The sequence below is a fragment of the Enterobacter sp. RHBSTW-01064 genome (assembly GCF_014103035.1).
GTDB classification, from domain to species: domain Bacteria; phylum Pseudomonadota; class Gammaproteobacteria; order Enterobacterales; family Enterobacteriaceae; genus Enterobacter; species Enterobacter mori.
Genome location: NZ_JABXOU010000008.1, coordinates 18,354 through 36,092, shown reverse-complemented (window position 1 = coordinate 36,092; position 17,739 = coordinate 18,354). Strand labels below are relative to the sequence as shown.

The following is a 17,739-nucleotide window of genomic DNA, read 5'->3' as shown; positions in this document are numbered from 1 at the left end:
TAACAGAAAACAGTAAGGAAACACCTATGCGCATTCTGCCTGTTATCGCCGCGGTGACAGCCGCGTTTTTAGTGGTTGCCTGCAGTTCCCCTACCCCACCACCCGGCGTCACCGTCGTCACGCCTTTCGATTCACAACGCTTCCTTGGAACCTGGTATGAAATCGCCCGAATGGATCATCGGTTCGAGCGCGGTTTAGAAAAAGTCACAGCCCATTACAGTTCAATGGATGACGGCGGTATTCAGGTCGTTAACCGTGGTTACAACCCGGACCGGGCGATGTGGCAACAATCGGTTGGCAAGGCGTACTTCACCGGCGACGCGAGCCGTGCTGCGTTGAAAGTCTCTTTCATCGGCCCGTTCTACGGTGGATATAACGTGATTGCACTCGACAGAGAATATCGTCACGCGTTAGTGTGCGGGCCGGATCGCGACTACCTGTGGATACTCTCCCGCACCCCGACCATTTCACCTGAAATGAAACAGCAGATGCTGGACGTGGCGACCCGGCAAGGGTTTGATGTAGCGAAATTAGTTTGGGTTGAACAGCCGCATTAATGCGTGCTGAGCTTCAGGCCAACGATCCCGGCAACAATCAGGGCGAGGCTGGCAATACGCGCCAGACTCGCTGACTCTCCCAGCAACAGAATGCCGGTGATGGCCGCCCCTACCGCTCCAATTCCAGTCCAGACCGCATAAGCCGTCCCAACAGGCAGGGTACGCATTGCCCATGACAGCATGACAATACTGACAATCATTGCGGTAACGGTAATGACGCTGGGCGTCAGGCGGGTAAAACCGTGGGTATATTTCAGACCAATTGCCCAAACCACTTCGAGCAAACCGGCAATAAAAAGAATAATCCAGGACATTTCAGGCTCCTTAACTTAAGTACAAGTTGGGGCCGTCCCCGGTGAAAGAAGCGCTTACGGGTCGTCCCGAAAGGCAGAGATTACGCTCAATATTGTGGATAGAGTGCGCTTTTTTTTCAATCCCTTTGTGCTGAATATGTTAAGGCAAGAAATAGCCGCAGTATGGCGCGCAGTTCAGGCATTTATCACTCATCCGACTTCTCTATGATGATGTGCTTTCTGATGGCAGGAAGCCAAACCACTAGCCGACTGCGAATCCACTATGTTCAAAATTCTTTTGATTGACCGTTGCCACTTCACCCGTACGGGTTTTGAAGCATGGCTCAATCATTCTGGTCTTTTTCCGGGTCACTTCGTCGTGACCGGGTTGAATAACCTCTTCCTCGCCAGAGAGCATATCCTGCAGTGGAAACCGACGCTGGTTATCGCTGACTTACACGGTTTTCGACACGATTTTCATCATTTTCAGCAACTCTCTTCCCTGATGATTGCCAGCGAAACGCAGCCCTTTATTTTACTCCAGTCGGGCGAAGAACAAGACATGACAAACTACCTGACACAATTCCCGGTATGGGCTTCGCTGTTGAAAAATGCCGATTTAGAAGAAGTGGCGATGGTGATTAATGACGCGCTGACGTCATGCGCAAGCGTTGAAAGGCCGCAGATTGCCGCCCCGCTGCTGACTCGTCAGGAGGAGAAAGTGCTAACGCTGTGGATGGACGGCGCGAGCAACCAGAAGATTGCCAGCCATTTAAGTATTAACGGAAAAACGGTTTATACCTACAAGCGGAATATCAGGATGAAGCTGCATATGGACACGCGCTATTCCCCGTTTTTATCCCTGCAGGAAGCAGAGAATTGACGGTACGGTAAGAGTGGTGCACCGTACCGTCAGTGCGTCATTAGTTCTGAGCTTTAGTGGCTGCACCAGAAATAGCATTGCCACCATCGGAGATATCTTCCCCTACACCGCGGGTGGTATTACATGCAGTCAGTACAGAAGAGAGCACCAGAACAGAAAAGATCGCTGCAATTGTTTTCTTAACCATAATATCTTCCTTTTATAGCCAAAGTTGTTTTGTGTATAGCAACTTAAGGATAGACAAGATCCCGTCATTTGACGGCACAGGAAGCATTTTTAAGAAAATTAGACGAAATTAGCTGGCTGCATTAGAAATGACGTGGCCAAGATCTTTGATGTCTTCACCCACGCCGCGCGCGGTGTTGCATCCAGAAAGGATTGCGCTGGTCAGCGCTAACAGAAGCAGAATTTTAACGGTACGTTTCATCATCCCTGCCTGCAAAAATCAGGCGCAGCGGGCGCTGCGCCTTCAATCATGACGTAAATTACTTCACGCGGGACACGTATTCGCCGGAGCGGGTATCCACTTTGATCACTTCGCCAGTCTGGACGAACAGTGGCACTTTAACCACTGCGCCGGTAGACAGTTTAGCTGGCTTACCGCCGGTACCTGCGGTGTCACCTTTCAGACCTGGATCGGTTTCAACGATTTCCAGTTCTACGAAGTTTGGTGGGGTCACAGCGATAGGCTGGCCGTTCCACAGGGTAACGATGCACTCAGCCTGATCCAGCAGCCATTTCGCGCTGTCGCCTACTGCTTTCTCATCAGCAGACAGCTGTTCGAAAGTAGAGTTGTTCATGAAATGATAGAACTCACCGTCGTTGTACAGATAGGTCAGGTTCATATCAACAACATCAGCGCCTTCAGCGGAGTCAGTAGACTTGAAGGTTTTCTCAACACGGGTACCGGTCAGCAGGCGGCGCAGCTTAACGCGTGCGAATGCCTGGCCTTTACCTGGTTTAACGAATTCGCTGGCTTCAACCGCGTACGGTTCGCCGTCCATCATGATTTTAAGACCAGCACGAAAATCGTTGCTATAGTACGTTGCCATAAGGCCCTCTAAATTTGTTAACTGGTAGCTAAGCCACAAAATGGCGCATATTGTAACCCTAAACACCCCGTCCAGAGAAGATTGGTTATCGCAACTTGCCGATGTAATCACCAGTCCTGATGAATTGCTGCGTCTTTTAGACCTCGATCAACACGAAGAGTTGCTTGCAGGCCGCGAGGCAAAGCGCCTTTTTGCCCTGCGCGTTCCCCGTGCTTTTGTGGCGCGGATGGAGAAAGGCAATCCCGACGATCCGCTATTAAAACAAACACTTACTTCGCAGGATGAGTTTGTCACCGCGCCGGGTTACAGCACCGATCCGCTGGAAGAGCAGAACAGCGTGGTGCCGGGTTTACTGCACAAGTACCTCAACCGCGCCCTGCTGCTGGTAAAAGGCGGCTGTGCGGTAAATTGTCGTTATTGCTTCCGTCGGCACTTCCCCTATGCCGACAATCAGGGCAATAAACGCAACTGGCAGGTCGCGCTGGACTATATCGCCGCCCATCCCGAGCTTGATGAAATTATTTTTTCCGGCGGCGACCCGCTGATGGCGAAAGATCACGAGCTGGACTGGCTGCTGACGCAGCTGGAAGCCATTCCGCACATCAAGCGTCTGCGCATTCATAGCCGTTTGCCGATTGTTATTCCGGCGCGGATCACCGATGGGCTGGTCTCACGCGTTGAGCAGTCCCGTTTACAGGTGCTGCTGGTAAACCATATCAACCACGCGAACGAAATTGACGATGAATTTCGGGCGGGGATGGCGCGTCTGCGTAAAGCGGGCGTGACGCTGCTGAACCAGAGCGTGCTGCTGCGCGGCGTAAACGATAGCGCCCGCGTGCTGGCAGATTTGAGCAATGCGTTGTTTGATGCGGGCGTGATGCCCTATTACCTGCACGTGCTGGATCGCGTGCAGGGCGCGGCACATTTCATGGTGACGGATGAAGAAGCCCGACAGATTATGCGCGAACTGTTAACGCTGGTTTCAGGCTATATGGTGCCGAAGCTGGCGCGTGAGATTGGCGGTGAGCCGAGCAAGACGCCGCTGGATTTGCAGCTGCGGCAGAAGTAAAAAGGCAGGTGGCGCTACGCTTACCTGCCCTACGGGTTCCGGGCGCAGCGCCATCAGCAAGTTAACTCAGTTCGGGCACTTGTAGACCTGGCCATTCATCTGGCTGGCGGTCGGCACGAAGCTGGACAGCATCCCCTGCGTTGGGCTGCTCACGCCGTAAATCACGTTACCACCCATTGCCGCAGCCTGGTTACGCAGGGCATTCGCCGCACCGCGCATAGAGCCACCTTCTTCGCCATGCTGACCTGACATCCAGTTACTTTGCTCACCGGTTGCCGTGCCTAACAGCTGGCATTCACTACCCGGCTTATCTTCCACAAAGCGAACGCCCTGGCCCGCTGCCGACAGCTCATTGCTGGAGCTACAACCCGCCAGCAGCAATGCTGCCCCTACAATCCCTGCACAGACTTTTACGCGCATGTTATTCCTCGTTTTCAATAAGCTGGACAGTAGTTGTCCGTGTGTAAACCTTATACCTAAAAGATGACCAAAAGAAAAACCCCCGAGCATTTCTGCCCGGGGGTTTTTCACATTCTAAGAGGTAAAGCGCACGATTACATCATGCCGCCCATACCGCCCATGCCGCCCATGCCAGCAGCACCTAAGTCAGGCGCGTCGCCTTTTGGCAGGTCGGTCACCATGCACTCGGTGGTGATCATCAGGCCAGCAACAGAAGCCGCGTACTGCAGAGCAGAACGGGTTACTTTTGTTGGGTCCAGGATACCGAAGTCGATCATGTTGCCGTATTCTTCCGTTGCCGCGTTGTAACCGTAGTTACCTTCGCCCGCTTTCACGTTGTTGGTTACAACAGATGGCTCTTCACCGGCATTGGACACGATCTGACGCAGTGGCGCTTCCATCGCGCGCAGCGCAACTTTGATACCCACGTTCTGATCTTCGTTCTGCGCGGTCAGGCCAGCCAGCTTAGCGGCAACACGCACCAGCGCAACACCACCACCAGCAACCACGCCTTCTTCTACCGCAGCACGGGTCGCGTGCAGGGCATCGTCAACGCGTGCTTTTTTCTCTTTCATTTCAACTTCGGTAGCCGCACCGACTTTGATTACCGCAACGCCGCCTGCCAGTTTCGCTACGCGCTCCTGCAGTTTTTCACGGTCGTAGTCAGAAGTCGCTTCTTCGATCTGCTTACGGATCTGACCAACGCGGCCCTGAATAGCGGCTTCTTCACCCACGCCATCGATGATGGTGGTGGTGTCTTTGTTGATCACAACGCGTTTCGCCTGGCCGAGGTCTTCCAGGGTCGCTTTTTCCAGCTCCATACCGATCTCTTCAGAGATTACGGTACCGCCAGTCAGGGTAGCGATATCCTGCAGCATTGCTTTACGGCGATCGCCGAAGCCAGGTGCTTTAACCGCAGCCACTTTCACGATGCCGCGCATGGTGTTAACCACCAGGGTCGCCAGCGCTTCGCCTTCAACGTCTTCAGCGATGATAACCAGCGGCTTGCCTGCTTTCGCAACGGCTTCCAGCACTGGCAGCATTTCGCGGATGTTGGAGATTTTCTTGTCAGCCAGCAGGATGAACGGGCTTTCCAGCTCAACAGCGCCAGTCTCTGGCTTGTTGATGAAGTATGGGGACAGGTAACCGCGGTCGAACTGCATACCTTCAACCACGTCCAGTTCGTCTTCCAGACCGGTACCGTCTTCAACGGTGATCACGCCTTCTTTACCGACTTTATCCATCGCTTCTGCGATCAGTTTACCTACGGTTTCGTCGGAGTTAGCGGAGATGGTACCAACCTGAGCAATAGCTTTAGAGTCAGAGCACGGTACGGACAGCGCTTTCAGTTCTTCAACAGCGGATGCGACAGCTTTGTCGATACCACGTTTCAGATCCATTGGGTTCATGCCCGCAGCAACGGCTTTCAGACCTTCAGTGATGATAGCCTGCGCCAGTACAGTCGCGGTGGTGGTACCGTCGCCTGCAGCGTCGTTCGCTTTAGAGGCCACTTCTTTCACCATCTGCGCGCCCATGTTTTCGAACTTGTCTTCCAGCTCGATTTCACGTGCAACAGAAACACCATCTTTGGTGATGGTTGGCGCGCCGAAGGATTTGTCCAGCACTACGTTACGACCTTTCGGACCCAGGGTCACTTTCACTGCGTCTGCCAGTACGTTTACGCCGCGGAGCATTTTTACACGAGCGTCGTTACCGAATTTTACGTCTTTAGCTGCCATGTTCTTATTTCCTCAAATTCGTACAGTTTCGTGCGTAAATTACGCTTCAACAATTGCCAGAATGTCGCTCTCGGACATGATCAACACTTCTTCATTGTCGATCTTCTCGGATTTCACGCCGTAGCCATCGTTGAAAATGACGATGTCACCAACTTTAACGTCCAGCGGCTGCACAGTTCCGTTTTCCAGGATGCGGCCCTTACCGACAGCGATGATTTCGCCACGCGTTGATTTGGCTGCCGCAGAACCGGTCAGAACGATGCCGCCAGCAGACTTGGTTTCAACTTCTTTACGTTTGACGATCACACGATCATGTAACGGACGAATACTCATTGATAGCTCTCCTTTGAGAAAGTCATTATCAGTTATGGATGACGCCGGGCCGCACGCGGTTTTCCGGCTAGTGCCCTGAGAGATGGGGATAGCTTTTTCCCCCTTCAAGGGGGAATCGAAAAAAAATTTGCGAAAGTGTTACCATCGCCTCTCTTTTGATGGTGGCAGGACGATGGAAATGAGTGGACTCAAGCAGGAGTTGGGGCTGGCACAGGGCGTTGGCTTACTCTCCACCTCCTTGTTAGGCACGGGCGTGTTTGCCGTACCCGCCCTGGCCGCGCTGGTCGCGGGGAATAACAGCCTGTGGGCGTGGCCTGTGTTGATTGTGCTGGTTTTCCCGGTGGCAATTGTCTTCGCCATCCTCGGGCGGCATTTTCCCAGCGCGGGCGGCGTGGCGCATTTTGTCGGCATAGCCTTTGGTCCGCGCCTTCAGCGCGTCACCGGCTGGCTGTTTCTCTCCGTCATTCCGGTTGGTCTTCCTGCGGCGTTGCATATTGCGACCGGCTTTGGTCAGGCGCTGTTTGGCTGGCATAACGCGCAGTTGTTGCTGGCCGAACTGGGCACGCTGGCTATCGTCTGGTGGGTGGGCTCGCGCGGCGCCAGCTCCAGCGCCAATCTGCAGACGCTGGTTGCGGTGCTGATTGTTGCGCTCGTTGCCGCTATCTGGTGGGCGGGCGATATCACAATAAAGGAAATTCCCTTTCCCGCGGTAACAGACGTCGACCATTCACAGCTTTTCGCCGCCCTCTCCGTCATGTTCTGGTGTTTTGTGGGCCTGGAAGCCTTTGCCCATCTGGCGTCGGAATTTAAGCAGCCTGAACGTGATTTCCCCCGCGCGCTGATGATTGGCCTGCTGCTGGCGGGTACGGTCTATTGGGCGTGTACCGTGCTGGTATTACACTTCGACGCGTTCGGTGCGGATCTCGCTGCCGCTGCCTCTCTGCCGGGTATTGTGGTGGAACTGTTCGGTGTGAAAGCGCTGTGGGTCGCCTGCGTCATCGGCTATCTGGCCTGTTTTGCCAGCCTGAATATTTATATCCAGAGCTTTGCCCGGCTGGTGTGGTCGCAGGCGCTCGACAAACCTGAGAATCGCCTCGCGCGCCTGTCTAAACGCCAGCTTCCGCTGAATGCCCTGAATGCCGTGCTGGGCTGCTGCGTCCTGAGTTCGCTGTGTATTTACGCGCTGGATATCAATCTGGACGCGCTGATCGTTTACGCCAACGGCATTTTCATCATGATCTACCTGCTGTGTATGCTCGCGGGTTGCCGTCTGCTGAAAGGTCGCTACAAAGCGCTGGCGGTCGTTGGGGGTGTGCTTTGCCTGCTGCTGCTGGCGATGGTGGGATGGAAGAGTCTGTACGCTATTGTCATGCTGGCAGGGCTGTGGCTGTTCTTACCGAAACAGCAGAATCCGTAGGCCCGGTAAGCGAAGCGCCACCGGGCAAAAAAATCACCGATCGTCTTTATGATCTAACCGGTCGCGCTGGTCGTCCTTACGCTGGTACTCCCCTTCAAACGTATCACCCGGCCCGGTGCTGAACCCGCCACCCGGCATGCGGCTGAAACGCAGATGCGGCAGCAGCTTCATGGTCAGGTGCTTCTGCACCGGCGGTAACAGCAGCAACAGGCCGAGGAAATCGGTGAAGAACCCCGGCAGGATCAGCAGCAGGCCCGCAATAATCAGCGACACGCTTTTGATCATCTCGGCTGCCGGGCTTTCGCCCGCGGCCATCTTCTGCTGCATTAACAGGAAATTTTTGAAACCCTGATTACGCACCAGCGACATGCCGATGACGGAGGTGAAGATCACCAGAATCAATGTCAGCAGCACGCCCAGCACGTGGGCAACCTGAATGAAAATCGAAATCTCAATGTAAACATAGAGAAAGAAAGCAATAAACGGTATCCAGCGCACTGGCATCTCCTGTAGGGCAGGCGCCATCTGGCCCCTGTCTGAATGTGTTCGCAAAACGCGTTTTTTAGAGATGGCGACGGTTAGCCAAAATTCAATCGGTTTGCACGGATATTTTTTTTGGAAATATTAAAGCGGTGACACATTTCACAGATTAATAATTATCATGGAATCGGGTCGATAATAAGTGATCCAGCTTACGGCAATTCGCTATCATCAGCATATGATCTCGAACATCAGGCCGATTGAGGGAATAATCGTCGGTCAGAAAATATTCAAAACCACATATATACTGTGTGTTTAGTACAATCCATCGGCAGCTTGAAAAGAAGGTTCACATGTTAAACAACATTCGTATCGAAGAAGACTTGTTGGGTACCAGGGAAGTTCCAGCGGATGCCTACTACGGTGTTCACACTCTGAGAGCGATTGAAAACTTCTACATCAGCAACAGCAAAATCAGCGACATCCCTGAATTTGTCCGTGGCATGGTGATGGTGAAGAAAGCCGCAGCACTGGCAAACAAAGAGCTGCAAACCATTCCTAAGAGCGCTGCAAATGCGATTATCGCCGCGTGCGATGAAGTGCTGAACAACGGCAAATGCATGGATCAGTTCCCGGTTGACGTCTACCAGGGCGGCGCGGGCACCTCCGTCAACATGAATACTAACGAAGTGCTGGCAAACATTGGCCTGGAGCTGATGGGTCACCAGAAAGGTGAATACCAGTACCTCAACCCGAACGACCACGTTAACAAGTGTCAGTCTACCAACGATGCTTACCCAACCGGCTTCCGCATCGCGGTCTATGCCTCTGTAGTGAAACTGGTGGACGCGATTAACCAGCTGGGCGACGGCTTCCAGCGTAAAGCGGTTGAGTTCCAGGATATCCTGAAAATGGGTCGTACCCAGCTGCAGGACGCCGTGCCAATGACCCTCGGTCAGGAATTCCACGCGTTTAACGTGCTGCTGAATGAAGAGACCAAAAACCTGCTGCGCACCTCTGAGCTGCTGCTGGAAGTGAACCTGGGCGCAACCGCCATCGGTACACGCCTGAACACGCCAGACGGCTATCAGCAGCTGGCGGTACAGAAGCTGGCGGAAGTGTCTAATCTGCCGGTAGTGCCAGCAGAAGATCTGATTGAAGCGACGTCCGACTGCGGCGCATACGTCATGGTTCACAGCGCCCTGAAACGTCTGGCGGTGAAACTGTCCAAAATCTGTAACGACCTGCGCCTGCTCTCCTCGGGCCCGCGCGCGGGTCTGAACGAGATTAACCTGCCAGAACTGCAGGCGGGTTCGTCCATCATGCCAGCCAAAGTTAACCCGGTTGTGCCAGAAGTGGTGAACCAGGTTTGCTTTAAAGTCATCGGTAACGACACCACCGTGACCATGGCCTCTGAAGCCGGTCAGCTGCAGCTGAACGTGATGGAGCCAGTGATTGGCCAGGCGATGTTTGAATCTATTCACATCCTGACCAACGCCTGCTACAACCTGCTGGAAAAATGCATTAACGGCATCACCGCGAATAAAGAAGTGTGTGAAGGTTACGTCTATAACTCCATCGGGATCGTCACCTACCTCAACCCGTTCATCGGCCACCACAACGGCGATATCGTCGGTAAGATTTGTGCCGAGACCGGTAAGAGCGTGCGTGAAGTCGTGCTTGAGCGCGGACTGTTGACCGAAGCGGAGCTGGACGATATCTTCTCGGCCCAGAACCTGATGCACCCGGCGTATAAAGCGAAACGATATACCGATGAAAGCGAACAGTAACAGTTCAGGCTAAGCTTCCGAAAGGCACGTCACTTGTGACGTGCCTTTTTTCTTTTTAAGCATTACCAATTACACAACATTTCAATATCAACTTGTTAATAAACAAGGAAGGCACTTATGTTTGGAGCAGAACTCGTCATCGTCTTGTTGGCGATTTATTTGGGCGCACGACTCGGGGGGATCGGCATCGGTTTTGCCGGCGGTCTCGGGGTGCTCGTTCTTACCCTTATCTTTCAGATTAAACCCGGCGCAATCCCTTTTGACGTTATCGAAATCATCATGGCAGTTATTGCGGCTATCGCGGCCATGCAGGTCGCAGGCGGTATGGACTACCTGGTGAGCCTGGCGGAGCGTATGCTGCGCCGCCATCCAAAATATATTACCTTCCTTGCCCCGCTGGTGACCTGGTTTATGACCATTCTCGCCGGTACGGGCCACACCGCTTTTTCTACGCTGCCAGTGATTACTGAAGTGGCGAAGGAACAAGGTATTCGCCCGTCGCGTCCGCTCTCTATTGCCGTCGTCGCGTCCCAGATTGCGATTACCGCCTCGCCGATTTCCGCTGCGGTGGTCTTCTTCGCCGGTATCCTTGAGCCGATGGGCGTGAGCTACCTGACGCTGCTGGCGATCTGTATTCCGGTGACGCTGATTGCGGTCATGATCACCGCCGTGCTGTGTAACTTCCTTGGTGCCGAGCTGAAAGACGATCCGGTTTACCAGGAACGCCTGGCGAAAGGTGAAGTGAAGCTGCGCGGCAGCCAGGTCTTCGAACTGAAGCCACACGCAAAACGCTCCGTGCTGCTGTTCCTGATCGGTATTGTCGCCGTGATGTTCTATGCGACCGCCATCAGCGACACCGTGGGCCTGATCCAGAACCCGGTCCTGCCGCGTAACGAAGCGATTGTAGTGTTCATGCTGACCATCGCAACGCTGATTAGCATCACCTGTAAAATTGACACCAGCGAAGTGCTGAACGCCAGCACCTTCAAGTCCGGTATGAGCGCCTGCGTGTGCGTACTGGGCGTAGCCTGGCTCGGTGATACCTTCGTGAAAGCGCACATCAGCGACATCCAGACCGTAGCCGGTGACCTGCTGCACAATTACCCGTGGCTGCTGGCGGTCGTGCTGTTCTTTGCTGCGACCCTGCTCTACTCTCAGGCCGCCACCACCAAAGCGCTGATGCCTGCGGCACTGATGCTGGGTGTGACGCCGCTGACGGCAATTGCTTCTTTCGCGGCGGTTTCTGCGCTGTTCGTGCTGCCAACCTACCCAACCCTGCTGGCGGCGGTTGAAATGGATGACACCGGTTCAACGCGTATCGGTAAGTACGTGTTTAACCACGCGTTCCTGATCCCGGGCGTCGTCGCCATTACGCTTTGCGTGATCCTCGGCTTTATCATCGGCGGCATTGTGCTGTAAACGGATTGCCGTTGTAAAAATAGTTAAAATCGGGCCGCTCTGCGGCCCGTTTCATTAATGACCAACTGCCTTGCGTGATATAGTGAAGACTTTCGTGATGAGGAGGTCGACTTGTGAACACGCCTGATGCTGTTGTCGTACTGTGCACCGCCCCTGATGAAGCCACTGCCCAGGATCTCGCCGCCAAAGTGCTGGCCGAAAAACTGGCTGCCTGCGTGACGCTCCTCCCCGGTGCCACCTCCCTTTATTACTGGGAAGGCAAGCTGGAGCAGGAGTACGAAGTCCAGATGTTGCTCAAAACCAATCCGGCGAATCAGCAGGCGCTTCTCGACTGCCTCAAATCTCATCATCCTTACCAAACTCCGGAACTGCTGGTGCTGCCAGTGGTCCACGGCGATAACGACTATCTCTCATGGCTCAACGCTTCCTTACGCTGATCCTGCTGCTGTGCAGCACGTCAGCTTTTGCCGGGTTGTTTGACGCACCCGGCCGTTCGAACTTTATTCCTGCCGACCAGGCGTTCGTTTTCGACTTTCAGCAAAACCAGCACGATCTCAATCTTACCTGGCAGGTGAAAGAGGGCTATTACCTTTACCGCAAGCAGGTGAGCATTACGCCTGCCCAGGCTAAGGTGGGCGCTTTGCAAATGCCCGCGGGTGAGTGGCACGAGGACGAGTTTTACGGTAAGAGTGAAATCTACCGCCAGCGCTTAAGCGTGCCCGTTACGGTGAATCAGGCCGATAAAGGTGCAACGCTGACGGTGACGTATCAGGGCTGCGCCGATGCGGGATTCTGCTATCCGCCGGAAACGAAGGTCGTGCCCCTTAGCGAAGTTAATACTGCCGCCGCTATTCCACCTCTCCCCTCAGGAGAGAGGGCCAGTGTGAGGGGTGAAGGCGAAGGCGAAGCCGCGTCAGACCTTCCGTTCTCTGCGCTGTGGGCCTTACTGATTGGTATCGGCATTGCCTTTACGCCGTGCGTCCTGCCAATGTACCCGCTTATTTCGGGCATCGTACTGGGCGGCAAACAACGCCTCTCCACCGCACGTGCGCTGCTGCTGGCCTTCATCTACGTGCAGGGTATGGCGCTGACCTACACCGCGCTCGGCCTCGTCGTCGCCGCTGCCGGATTGCAGTTCCAGGCGGCGCTTCAGCACCCTTACGTGCTTATCGGCCTGTCAGCGGTGTTTATCCTGCTGGCGCTGTCGATGTTTGGCCTGTTCACGCTGCAGCTGCCCTCCTCGCTGCAAACCCGCTTAACGCTGATGAGTAAACGTCAGCAGGGCGGATCGGCAGGCGGGGTGTTTGCGATGGGCGCGATAGCAGGACTGATCTGCTCCCCTTGCACCACCGCGCCGCTGAGCGCCATCCTGCTGTACATCGCCCAGAGCGGCAACATGTGGCTCGGCGGCGGGACGTTGTACCTCTATGCACTCGGCATGGGCCTGCCGCTGATTCTGGTGACGGTATTCGGCAACCGTCTGCTGCCGAAGAGTGGCCCGTGGATGGAGACGGTAAAAACCGCGTTTGGCTTTGTGATTCTGGCGCTGCCTGTGTTCCTGCTGGAGCGCATCATCGGTGATGTGTGGGGCATTCGCCTGTGGGCAATGCTCGGCGTGGCCTTCTTCGCCTGGGCATTTATCGTCAGCCTGGGCGCAAAAAAAACGTGGATGCGCCTGGTGCAAATTCTTCTGCTCGCCGCTGCACTGGTGAGCGTGCGTCCGCTACAGGATTGGGCGTTCGGCTCACCCGTTAGCGAGACGCAGGCGCACCTGAATTTCACGCAAATTAATAACGTGGATGAACTCAACGCCGCCCTGACGCAAGCCAAAGGCAAACAGGTGATGCTCGATCTCTATGCCGACTGGTGTGTCGCCTGTAAAGAGTTTGAAAAATACACCTTTAGCGATCCGCAGGTACAACGTGCCCTGAAAGAAACGGTTCTGCTCCAGGCGAATGTGACAGCCAATAATGCGCAGGATAAAGCGCTGCTAAAACAACTTAACGTTCTTGGGCTGCCAACGATTCTGTTCTTCAATGAGCAGGGCGAAGAGCAGCCGATGCAGCGTGTAACCGGGTTTATGGATGCGACGGCGTTCAGTGCGCATTTGCGCAATCGCCAACCGTAAACAACACTTTAGACGGGACAAACCGTTGGGAATAACGGAGGAGAAAACCGTGCAACGTGAAGACGTACTGGGACAAGCCCTGCAATTACTTGAGATTCAAGGGATCGCCAGCACCACGCTTGAGATGGTCGCCGACCGTATCGATTACCCTCTGGACGAGCTTACCCGCTTCTGGCCCGATAAAGAGGCGCTGCTCTATGACGCCCTGCGCTACCTCAGCCAGCAGGTGGATATCTGGCGCAGGCAGCTGATGCTGAATGAAGAGCTCACGGCAGAGCAAAAGCTGCTGGCGCGTTATACCGCCCTGACGGAATGCGTCAGCAACAACCGCTATCCGGGCTGTCTGTTCATCGCCGCCTGTACGTACTTCCCCGATCCTGGCCACCCCATCCATCAGCTGGCGGATCAGCAAAAACGTGCGGCGCATGATTTTACCCACGAACTGCTGACCACGCTTGAAGTGGATGACCCGGCGATGGTGGCGAAGCAGATGGAGTTGGTGCTGGAAGGTTGCCTGAGCCGCATGCTGGTGAACCGTAGTCAGGCGGATGTGGATACTGCTCACCGTCTGGCGGAGGACATTCTGCGCTTTGCCCAGTGCCGTATGGGCGGGGCACTGACTTAAGCCAGCATTCTGCGTCGACGCACAAACCGACAGACTGCCGCAAAGTTAAGCAGTTGAATCGCTTTTCCCGAAATAGTGTTGACGATCGGGCGGGTTTGCGGTTTAATGCGCTCCGTTGCCCGGATAGCTCAGTCGGTAGAGCAGGGGATTGAAAATCCCCGTGTCCTTGGTTCGATTCCGAGTCCGGGCACCACTATTTAAAGAACCCAGCCTATGGCTGGGTTTTTGCTTTTCTGTACCTGAAAAAAACATTCGCTTACCTCCCTTAAGATGCCTTCTTTGGTCAAACAGACGGTGCTTCCTCATCACGGCAACCCTGATGCAGAGATGCACGTGCCGCATTTACGAAATGCGGGGCATTCAGTCGTAAAAGCAGCAATATTATTCTGAGTCAAAAAACATAAAGACATTATCCTTAATACCGAAACATTAAAAATTTTATTGGGAATTTTCTTACCACCCTGCGAGATTATAATTAGTATTTTCCAAAAGTTTTAGACATATCTATTTGACTTCTGCCCCATTGTTGCAAATAAAAATACCCCTTGTTAGAATGCGAACATAATTTATGTCGCTTTCTTTGATAAAAACCACTGATGATGTTTTTGCATTTTATCCCGTATAACCTGGCCATATTTTTCCAGCGGAAGAAGTAAGTGTCTAACTTTATAAATTGAAATACCGCACAGATCGGCAAGCTCCCTGGTGGAAAGACCGCGCGTGCTATGATCTTTCAATAAATTGAGAATCAACATTTGTTCCGGCCCTCTGATCGTCGCCAGACCACTTATTCCCATTTCCGCCGCTAACATCTGCAGATTGTCGTGAGGGGCGTTGTAGCCTGGATGTACAGCACCCGGGTTGTATGAACACTGTGAGAGTTTCATTGTCGACTCCTGATTTTTGAAGGCGTTAGCAGTATGAAATCCCTTGAGTCAACCAGCAACATTAGCTTTAGATGAAAGTAAAAACAGGATTTTTATCTGACTTTCATGCTGTTTTATCAAAAACAGTCGGTATGTGAGAGAAAAGTAAGGCTTAGGGAGGAGAGGGAAATGAGGTACGATATTGAGGGATTTATCACTTTTGATACAGAGGATGCATCTCTCCTGAATCTGCTGACCGGAGATTGCGTTGAATTATCCCAGACTTCTACGCGTCTGTTAGCTGAATTACTCAACCACCGCGGCGATATCCTTTCCAGGAGTGAAATTTTCCATTCGGTATTTGATCAATACGGTGCCAGAGCATCAAACAGTAATCTAAATCAATATATCTCTACGTTACGCAGAAACCTGAGCGACCTGGGTGTAGAAAAAGAGATCATTACTACCGTTCCGCGCATTGGTTTCAAGATTGCGGATGACGTCGTCATCCATAACGATCGCGAGTATCGAACCCCTTTTCTGGAAGAAAAAGCCCCCGATCCCACCCGCAACCCACCTTCTCCTTCTTTTTTTGAAAGGATTGCCCGAATAATGACGCTGGGTTTTGTATTAATCCTTTTGTTAATTAGGCCTCATAACGTCGATTCCGGGGAGGATATACATAAAATCGTTGACGACCAATGCATTATCTTTACCTCCCCCGCCCTGACGCTATGGGATGTCAAAAATAGTTTTAATTTTACAACTCAACCGTTCGACTGCTCACAGCCTAAAGAATTGTATCTTTACAAAAAGCAGATAAAAGGAGCGCTGGGGAATATTATACATTTGCTTCTGATTGAGTGTAATAACGGCAACTGCGAAAGTTTTTATTACAGAGAAAAAACCAATGTCTAAGCGCGTCTTTTTCCTGTTCCTCTGCCTCGGTCTCTCCCTGGCGGGGGGGATTTTTTCGTTTACCAGACCCTCTACTTTCTCATGTGAGTCGCAGTTTTCTGTTGTACAAAACATCAATGACGATACTATCCATGCTGAAGGTCTGATTTTTTTCAACATGTCGAACGATAATATATTTATCAATATCGATGGTTTACTTTCTCATAACAATAAAAACCAACTTATATCACGCACGCTAAAGATAAAATATAAACCGTTTAACGCCAGCGCACATTTATATCAAGTCACAAGCGTCCTTACCCTGCGCGATAGTACAGACAATATTGACGACAGTGTCGCTCTGAACTTATTGTTTGGCAAAGGGTCTGATGACAAGATAATTTACATCGATAAATTCAATAATAATACAATACTCTTTGGTAACCACACATTCCCGCAGTATGGTTGCAAGCGAAATTAATTTGTGTGGTTTTCTTTAACGAAGCACAGCGTAAGTTAAATTTTCAATATCATGAATATAAACTTAATAGAATCACTGGCTTGCATTTCAAAAATAATAGACATGATCAACCCCCGACTTAACTTGCATCATGTCAGAACGGCTTATATTGCCTGGCTTCTGGCACGTGAGTCGCAGTTTACGCCTGCGCAATGTCGGAAAACACTGCTGGCAGCCCTGCTTCATGATATCGGAGGACTGAACGAAGAGTCTCGTCTCCAGCCCATGAGCTATTACGATAATGAACTCAATAATCACGCCGCTGTGGGGGCTGAATTACTGGCCAGTGTTCCTTTACTGAATCCATTACATGCAATTGTACGCTATCATCATACCCATTGGAAAAATGGTCGAGGCGCGTGTGTTAATGGCGTAAAAACGCCTAAAGAAAGCCATATCATCTATCTGGCGGATCGCCTGGATGTTTTAATCGCACACTATCGTGCTGGCGATATCATCACGGCAAAAGAAGAAATTATAAAAATCATTGTCAGCGGTGAAAGTGAATTATTTCAACCAGAATATATCAACGCATTTCGAAGGGTCGCAAAAAGCGAACACTTTTGGCTAAGAATAAAATCGACCGCATTTGACGATTATATTAAAGAAGTCCCCCGCATTCATAACGACTTCATCTCTTTACATAACTTCCGTGATATCGCCGGTATGCTGGCGTTTATTATTGATGGCTTCAGTCAACATGGCGTTCAGCATTCTTTGGTGGTTGGGAGAATATCGGGATACCTTGCCAAAGAGATGGGTATTCCTCCTGTGCAGTGTCTGAAAATTGAAATCGGGGGGCTGTTGCATAATCTCCCAACGCTGGCCGTGTGCGCCGCACCGGCACATGCCGATGGGGGTAATACCGTGTGGGATGAACTCTATCCTATCGAAGCAATCCGAGACATTGCCGGGTGGTGTCAGATTCAGAAATCGGTAGATGCAAAATCAGCCTATCCCCCGGAAGTGACGATCATCAAAGCCAGTATCTGGCTGGCCTCCTTACTGCAGGGAGTCACGCTATCGTCGGAATTTAAGGCTCGCGTGGCTGAAACGGCGGAAATCACGCCCGAGCTGGCGGGGATCGTGCGGCAACACAGTGCTATTTTATTACAGATATTCCAGGAATCTGTTAAAGAACGACGCGCGCTGGTACAGCGAATTAATCAGCTGAGTTCGTCATGAGCCGCGAGAAGTAGCCCTTCTCGCGGT

The 17,739-nt window shown here is 52.4% G+C and carries 21 protein-coding genes and 1 tRNA gene; 13 read left to right on the top strand and 9 right to left on the bottom strand.

Annotation, left to right across the window (positions count from 1 at the left end; genetic code table 11):
* Positions 1 to 26: 26 nt before the first annotated feature.
* On the top strand, positions 27 to 557 hold the full coding sequence (locus HV355_RS20385) for a lipocalin family protein (protein ID WP_100165645.1): 531 nt from the start codon (positions 27 to 29) through the stop codon (positions 555 to 557).
* Here HV355_RS20385 and sugE read toward each other — a convergent pair.
* On the bottom strand, positions 554 to 871 hold the full coding sequence (gene sugE, locus HV355_RS20380) for a quaternary ammonium compound efflux SMR transporter SugE (protein ID WP_100165646.1): 318 nt from the start codon (positions 869 to 871) through the stop codon (positions 554 to 556). The genes HV355_RS20385 and sugE overlap by 4 nt on opposite strands.
* A gap of 262 nt (positions 872 to 1,133) precedes the next feature.
* Between sugE and HV355_RS20375 the strand changes: the two genes are divergently transcribed.
* Positions 1,134 to 1,733 (top strand): LuxR C-terminal-related transcriptional regulator, encoded by a 600-nt coding sequence (locus HV355_RS20375; protein ID WP_108417905.1) that lies wholly within the window; start codon positions 1,134 to 1,136, stop codon positions 1,731 to 1,733.
* A 40-nt stretch (positions 1,734 to 1,773) separates the two neighbouring features.
* Here HV355_RS20375 and ecnB read toward each other — a convergent pair whose 3' ends face one another.
* The 3 genes from ecnB to efp all read right to left on the bottom strand — a co-directional run bounded on the left by ecnB (position 1,774) and on the right by efp (position 2,785).
* The gene (gene ecnB / locus HV355_RS20370) at positions 1,774 to 1,920 is read right to left on the bottom strand and encodes a lipoprotein toxin entericidin B (RefSeq protein ID WP_003855942.1); all 147 of its coding nucleotides are present in this window, start codon (positions 1,918 to 1,920) and stop codon (positions 1,774 to 1,776) included.
* 108 nt (positions 1,921 to 2,028) lie between these two features.
* Entirely contained in the window at positions 2,029 to 2,160 is a 132-nt protein-coding gene (locus HV355_RS20365; RefSeq protein WP_010427765.1) for an entericidin A/B family lipoprotein, read from the bottom strand.
* 58 nt (positions 2,161 to 2,218) lie between these two features.
* On the bottom strand, positions 2,219 to 2,785 hold the full coding sequence (gene efp, locus HV355_RS20360) for an elongation factor P (RefSeq protein WP_010427766.1): 567 nt from the start codon (positions 2,783 to 2,785) through the stop codon (positions 2,219 to 2,221).
* Between the two features lie 40 nt (positions 2,786 to 2,825).
* On the opposite strand from efp, the gene epmB reads away from it, so the two are divergent.
* Positions 2,826 to 3,854 carry an EF-P beta-lysylation protein EpmB gene (gene epmB / locus HV355_RS20355; RefSeq protein ID WP_120159881.1) on the top strand — a complete coding sequence of 343 codons (1,029 nt, stop codon included), beginning with the start codon at positions 2,826 to 2,828 and terminating at the stop codon, positions 3,852 to 3,854.
* Between the two features lie 66 nt (positions 3,855 to 3,920).
* Here epmB and HV355_RS20350 read toward each other — a convergent pair whose 3' ends face one another.
* From HV355_RS20350 to HV355_RS20340, 3 genes are all read right to left on the bottom strand, one after another.
* Positions 3,921 to 4,274 (bottom strand): DUF4156 domain-containing protein, encoded by a 354-nt coding sequence (locus HV355_RS20350; RefSeq protein WP_010427771.1) that lies wholly within the window; start codon positions 4,272 to 4,274, stop codon positions 3,921 to 3,923.
* 134 nt (positions 4,275 to 4,408) lie between these two features.
* Positions 4,409 to 6,052: a chaperonin GroEL gene (groL, locus tag HV355_RS20345; RefSeq protein ID WP_010427772.1), complete on the bottom strand. Its 1,644-nt coding sequence runs from the start codon at positions 6,050 to 6,052 to the stop codon at positions 4,409 to 4,411.
* Positions 6,053 to 6,091: 39 nt separating this feature from the next.
* Positions 6,092 to 6,385, bottom strand: coding sequence for a co-chaperone GroES (locus tag HV355_RS20340; RefSeq protein WP_003855929.1), 294 nt, complete (start codon positions 6,383 to 6,385; stop codon positions 6,092 to 6,094).
* A gap of 178 nt (positions 6,386 to 6,563) precedes the next feature.
* Here HV355_RS20340 and yjeH point away from each other — a divergent pair, with 178 nt between their 5' ends.
* The gene (gene yjeH, locus HV355_RS20335; protein WP_182403203.1) at positions 6,564 to 7,802 is read left to right on the top strand and encodes an L-methionine/branched-chain amino acid transporter; all 1,239 of its coding nucleotides are present in this window, start codon (positions 6,564 to 6,566) and stop codon (positions 7,800 to 7,802) included.
* Between the two features lie 33 nt (positions 7,803 to 7,835).
* Here the strand turns inward: yjeH and HV355_RS20330 are convergent, their stop codons facing one another.
* Complete coding sequence (locus HV355_RS20330; protein WP_010427775.1) at positions 7,836 to 8,300, bottom strand: FxsA family protein; 465 nt, start codon at positions 8,298 to 8,300, stop codon at positions 7,836 to 7,838.
* 335 nt (positions 8,301 to 8,635) lie between these two features.
* On the opposite strand from HV355_RS20330, the gene aspA reads away from it, so the two are divergent.
* The 6 genes from aspA to HV355_RS20300 all read left to right on the top strand — a co-directional run bounded on the left by aspA (position 8,636) and on the right by HV355_RS20300 (position 14,437).
* On the top strand, positions 8,636 to 10,072 hold the full coding sequence (gene aspA, locus HV355_RS20325) for an aspartate ammonia-lyase (protein ID WP_003855923.1): 1,437 nt from the start codon (positions 8,636 to 8,638) through the stop codon (positions 10,070 to 10,072).
* A 117-nt stretch (positions 10,073 to 10,189) separates the two neighbouring features.
* A complete protein-coding gene (locus HV355_RS20320; RefSeq protein WP_028016415.1) occupies positions 10,190 to 11,491 on the top strand; it encodes an anaerobic C4-dicarboxylate transporter in 1,302 nt (433 codons plus the stop codon).
* A 113-nt stretch (positions 11,492 to 11,604) separates the two neighbouring features.
* Entirely contained in the window at positions 11,605 to 11,928 is a 324-nt protein-coding gene (gene cutA, locus HV355_RS20315; protein WP_010427778.1) for a divalent cation tolerance protein CutA, read from the top strand.
* Complete coding sequence (locus HV355_RS20310; RefSeq protein ID WP_182403201.1) at positions 11,904 to 13,619, top strand: protein-disulfide reductase DsbD; 1,716 nt, start codon at positions 11,904 to 11,906, stop codon at positions 13,617 to 13,619. Before cutA ends, HV355_RS20310 begins: the two co-directional genes overlap by 25 nt.
* Before the next feature lie 49 nt (positions 13,620 to 13,668).
* Entirely contained in the window at positions 13,669 to 14,244 is a 576-nt protein-coding gene (locus tag HV355_RS20305) for a transcriptional regulator (RefSeq protein WP_089601520.1), read from the top strand.
* A gap of 117 nt (positions 14,245 to 14,361) precedes the next feature.
* Positions 14,362 to 14,437: transfer RNA gene (locus tag HV355_RS20300), tRNA-Phe, on the top strand.
* A gap of 373 nt (positions 14,438 to 14,810) precedes the next feature.
* Here the strand turns inward: HV355_RS20300 and HV355_RS20295 are convergent.
* Complete coding sequence (locus HV355_RS20295) at positions 14,811 to 15,131, bottom strand: FaeA/PapI family transcriptional regulator (protein WP_010427781.1); 321 nt, start codon at positions 15,129 to 15,131, stop codon at positions 14,811 to 14,813.
* 168 nt (positions 15,132 to 15,299) lie between these two features.
* Here HV355_RS20295 and HV355_RS20290 point away from each other — a divergent pair, with 168 nt between their 5' ends.
* The 3 genes from HV355_RS20290 to HV355_RS20280 are packed head-to-tail and all read left to right on the top strand — an operon-like array spanning position 15,300 to position 17,712.
* A complete protein-coding gene (locus tag HV355_RS20290) occupies positions 15,300 to 16,028 on the top strand; it encodes a helix-turn-helix domain-containing protein (RefSeq protein ID WP_108417908.1) in 729 nt (242 codons plus the stop codon).
* Positions 16,021 to 16,488, top strand: coding sequence for a FidL-like protein (locus HV355_RS20285; protein WP_182403199.1), 468 nt, complete (start codon positions 16,021 to 16,023; stop codon positions 16,486 to 16,488). The genes HV355_RS20290 and HV355_RS20285 overlap by 8 nt, the downstream gene beginning before the upstream one ends.
* 51 nt (positions 16,489 to 16,539) lie before the next feature.
* Entirely contained in the window at positions 16,540 to 17,712 is a 1,173-nt protein-coding gene (locus HV355_RS20280) for an HD domain-containing protein (protein ID WP_174339250.1), read from the top strand.
* The last annotated feature ends 27 nt before the right edge of the window (positions 17,713 to 17,739 follow it).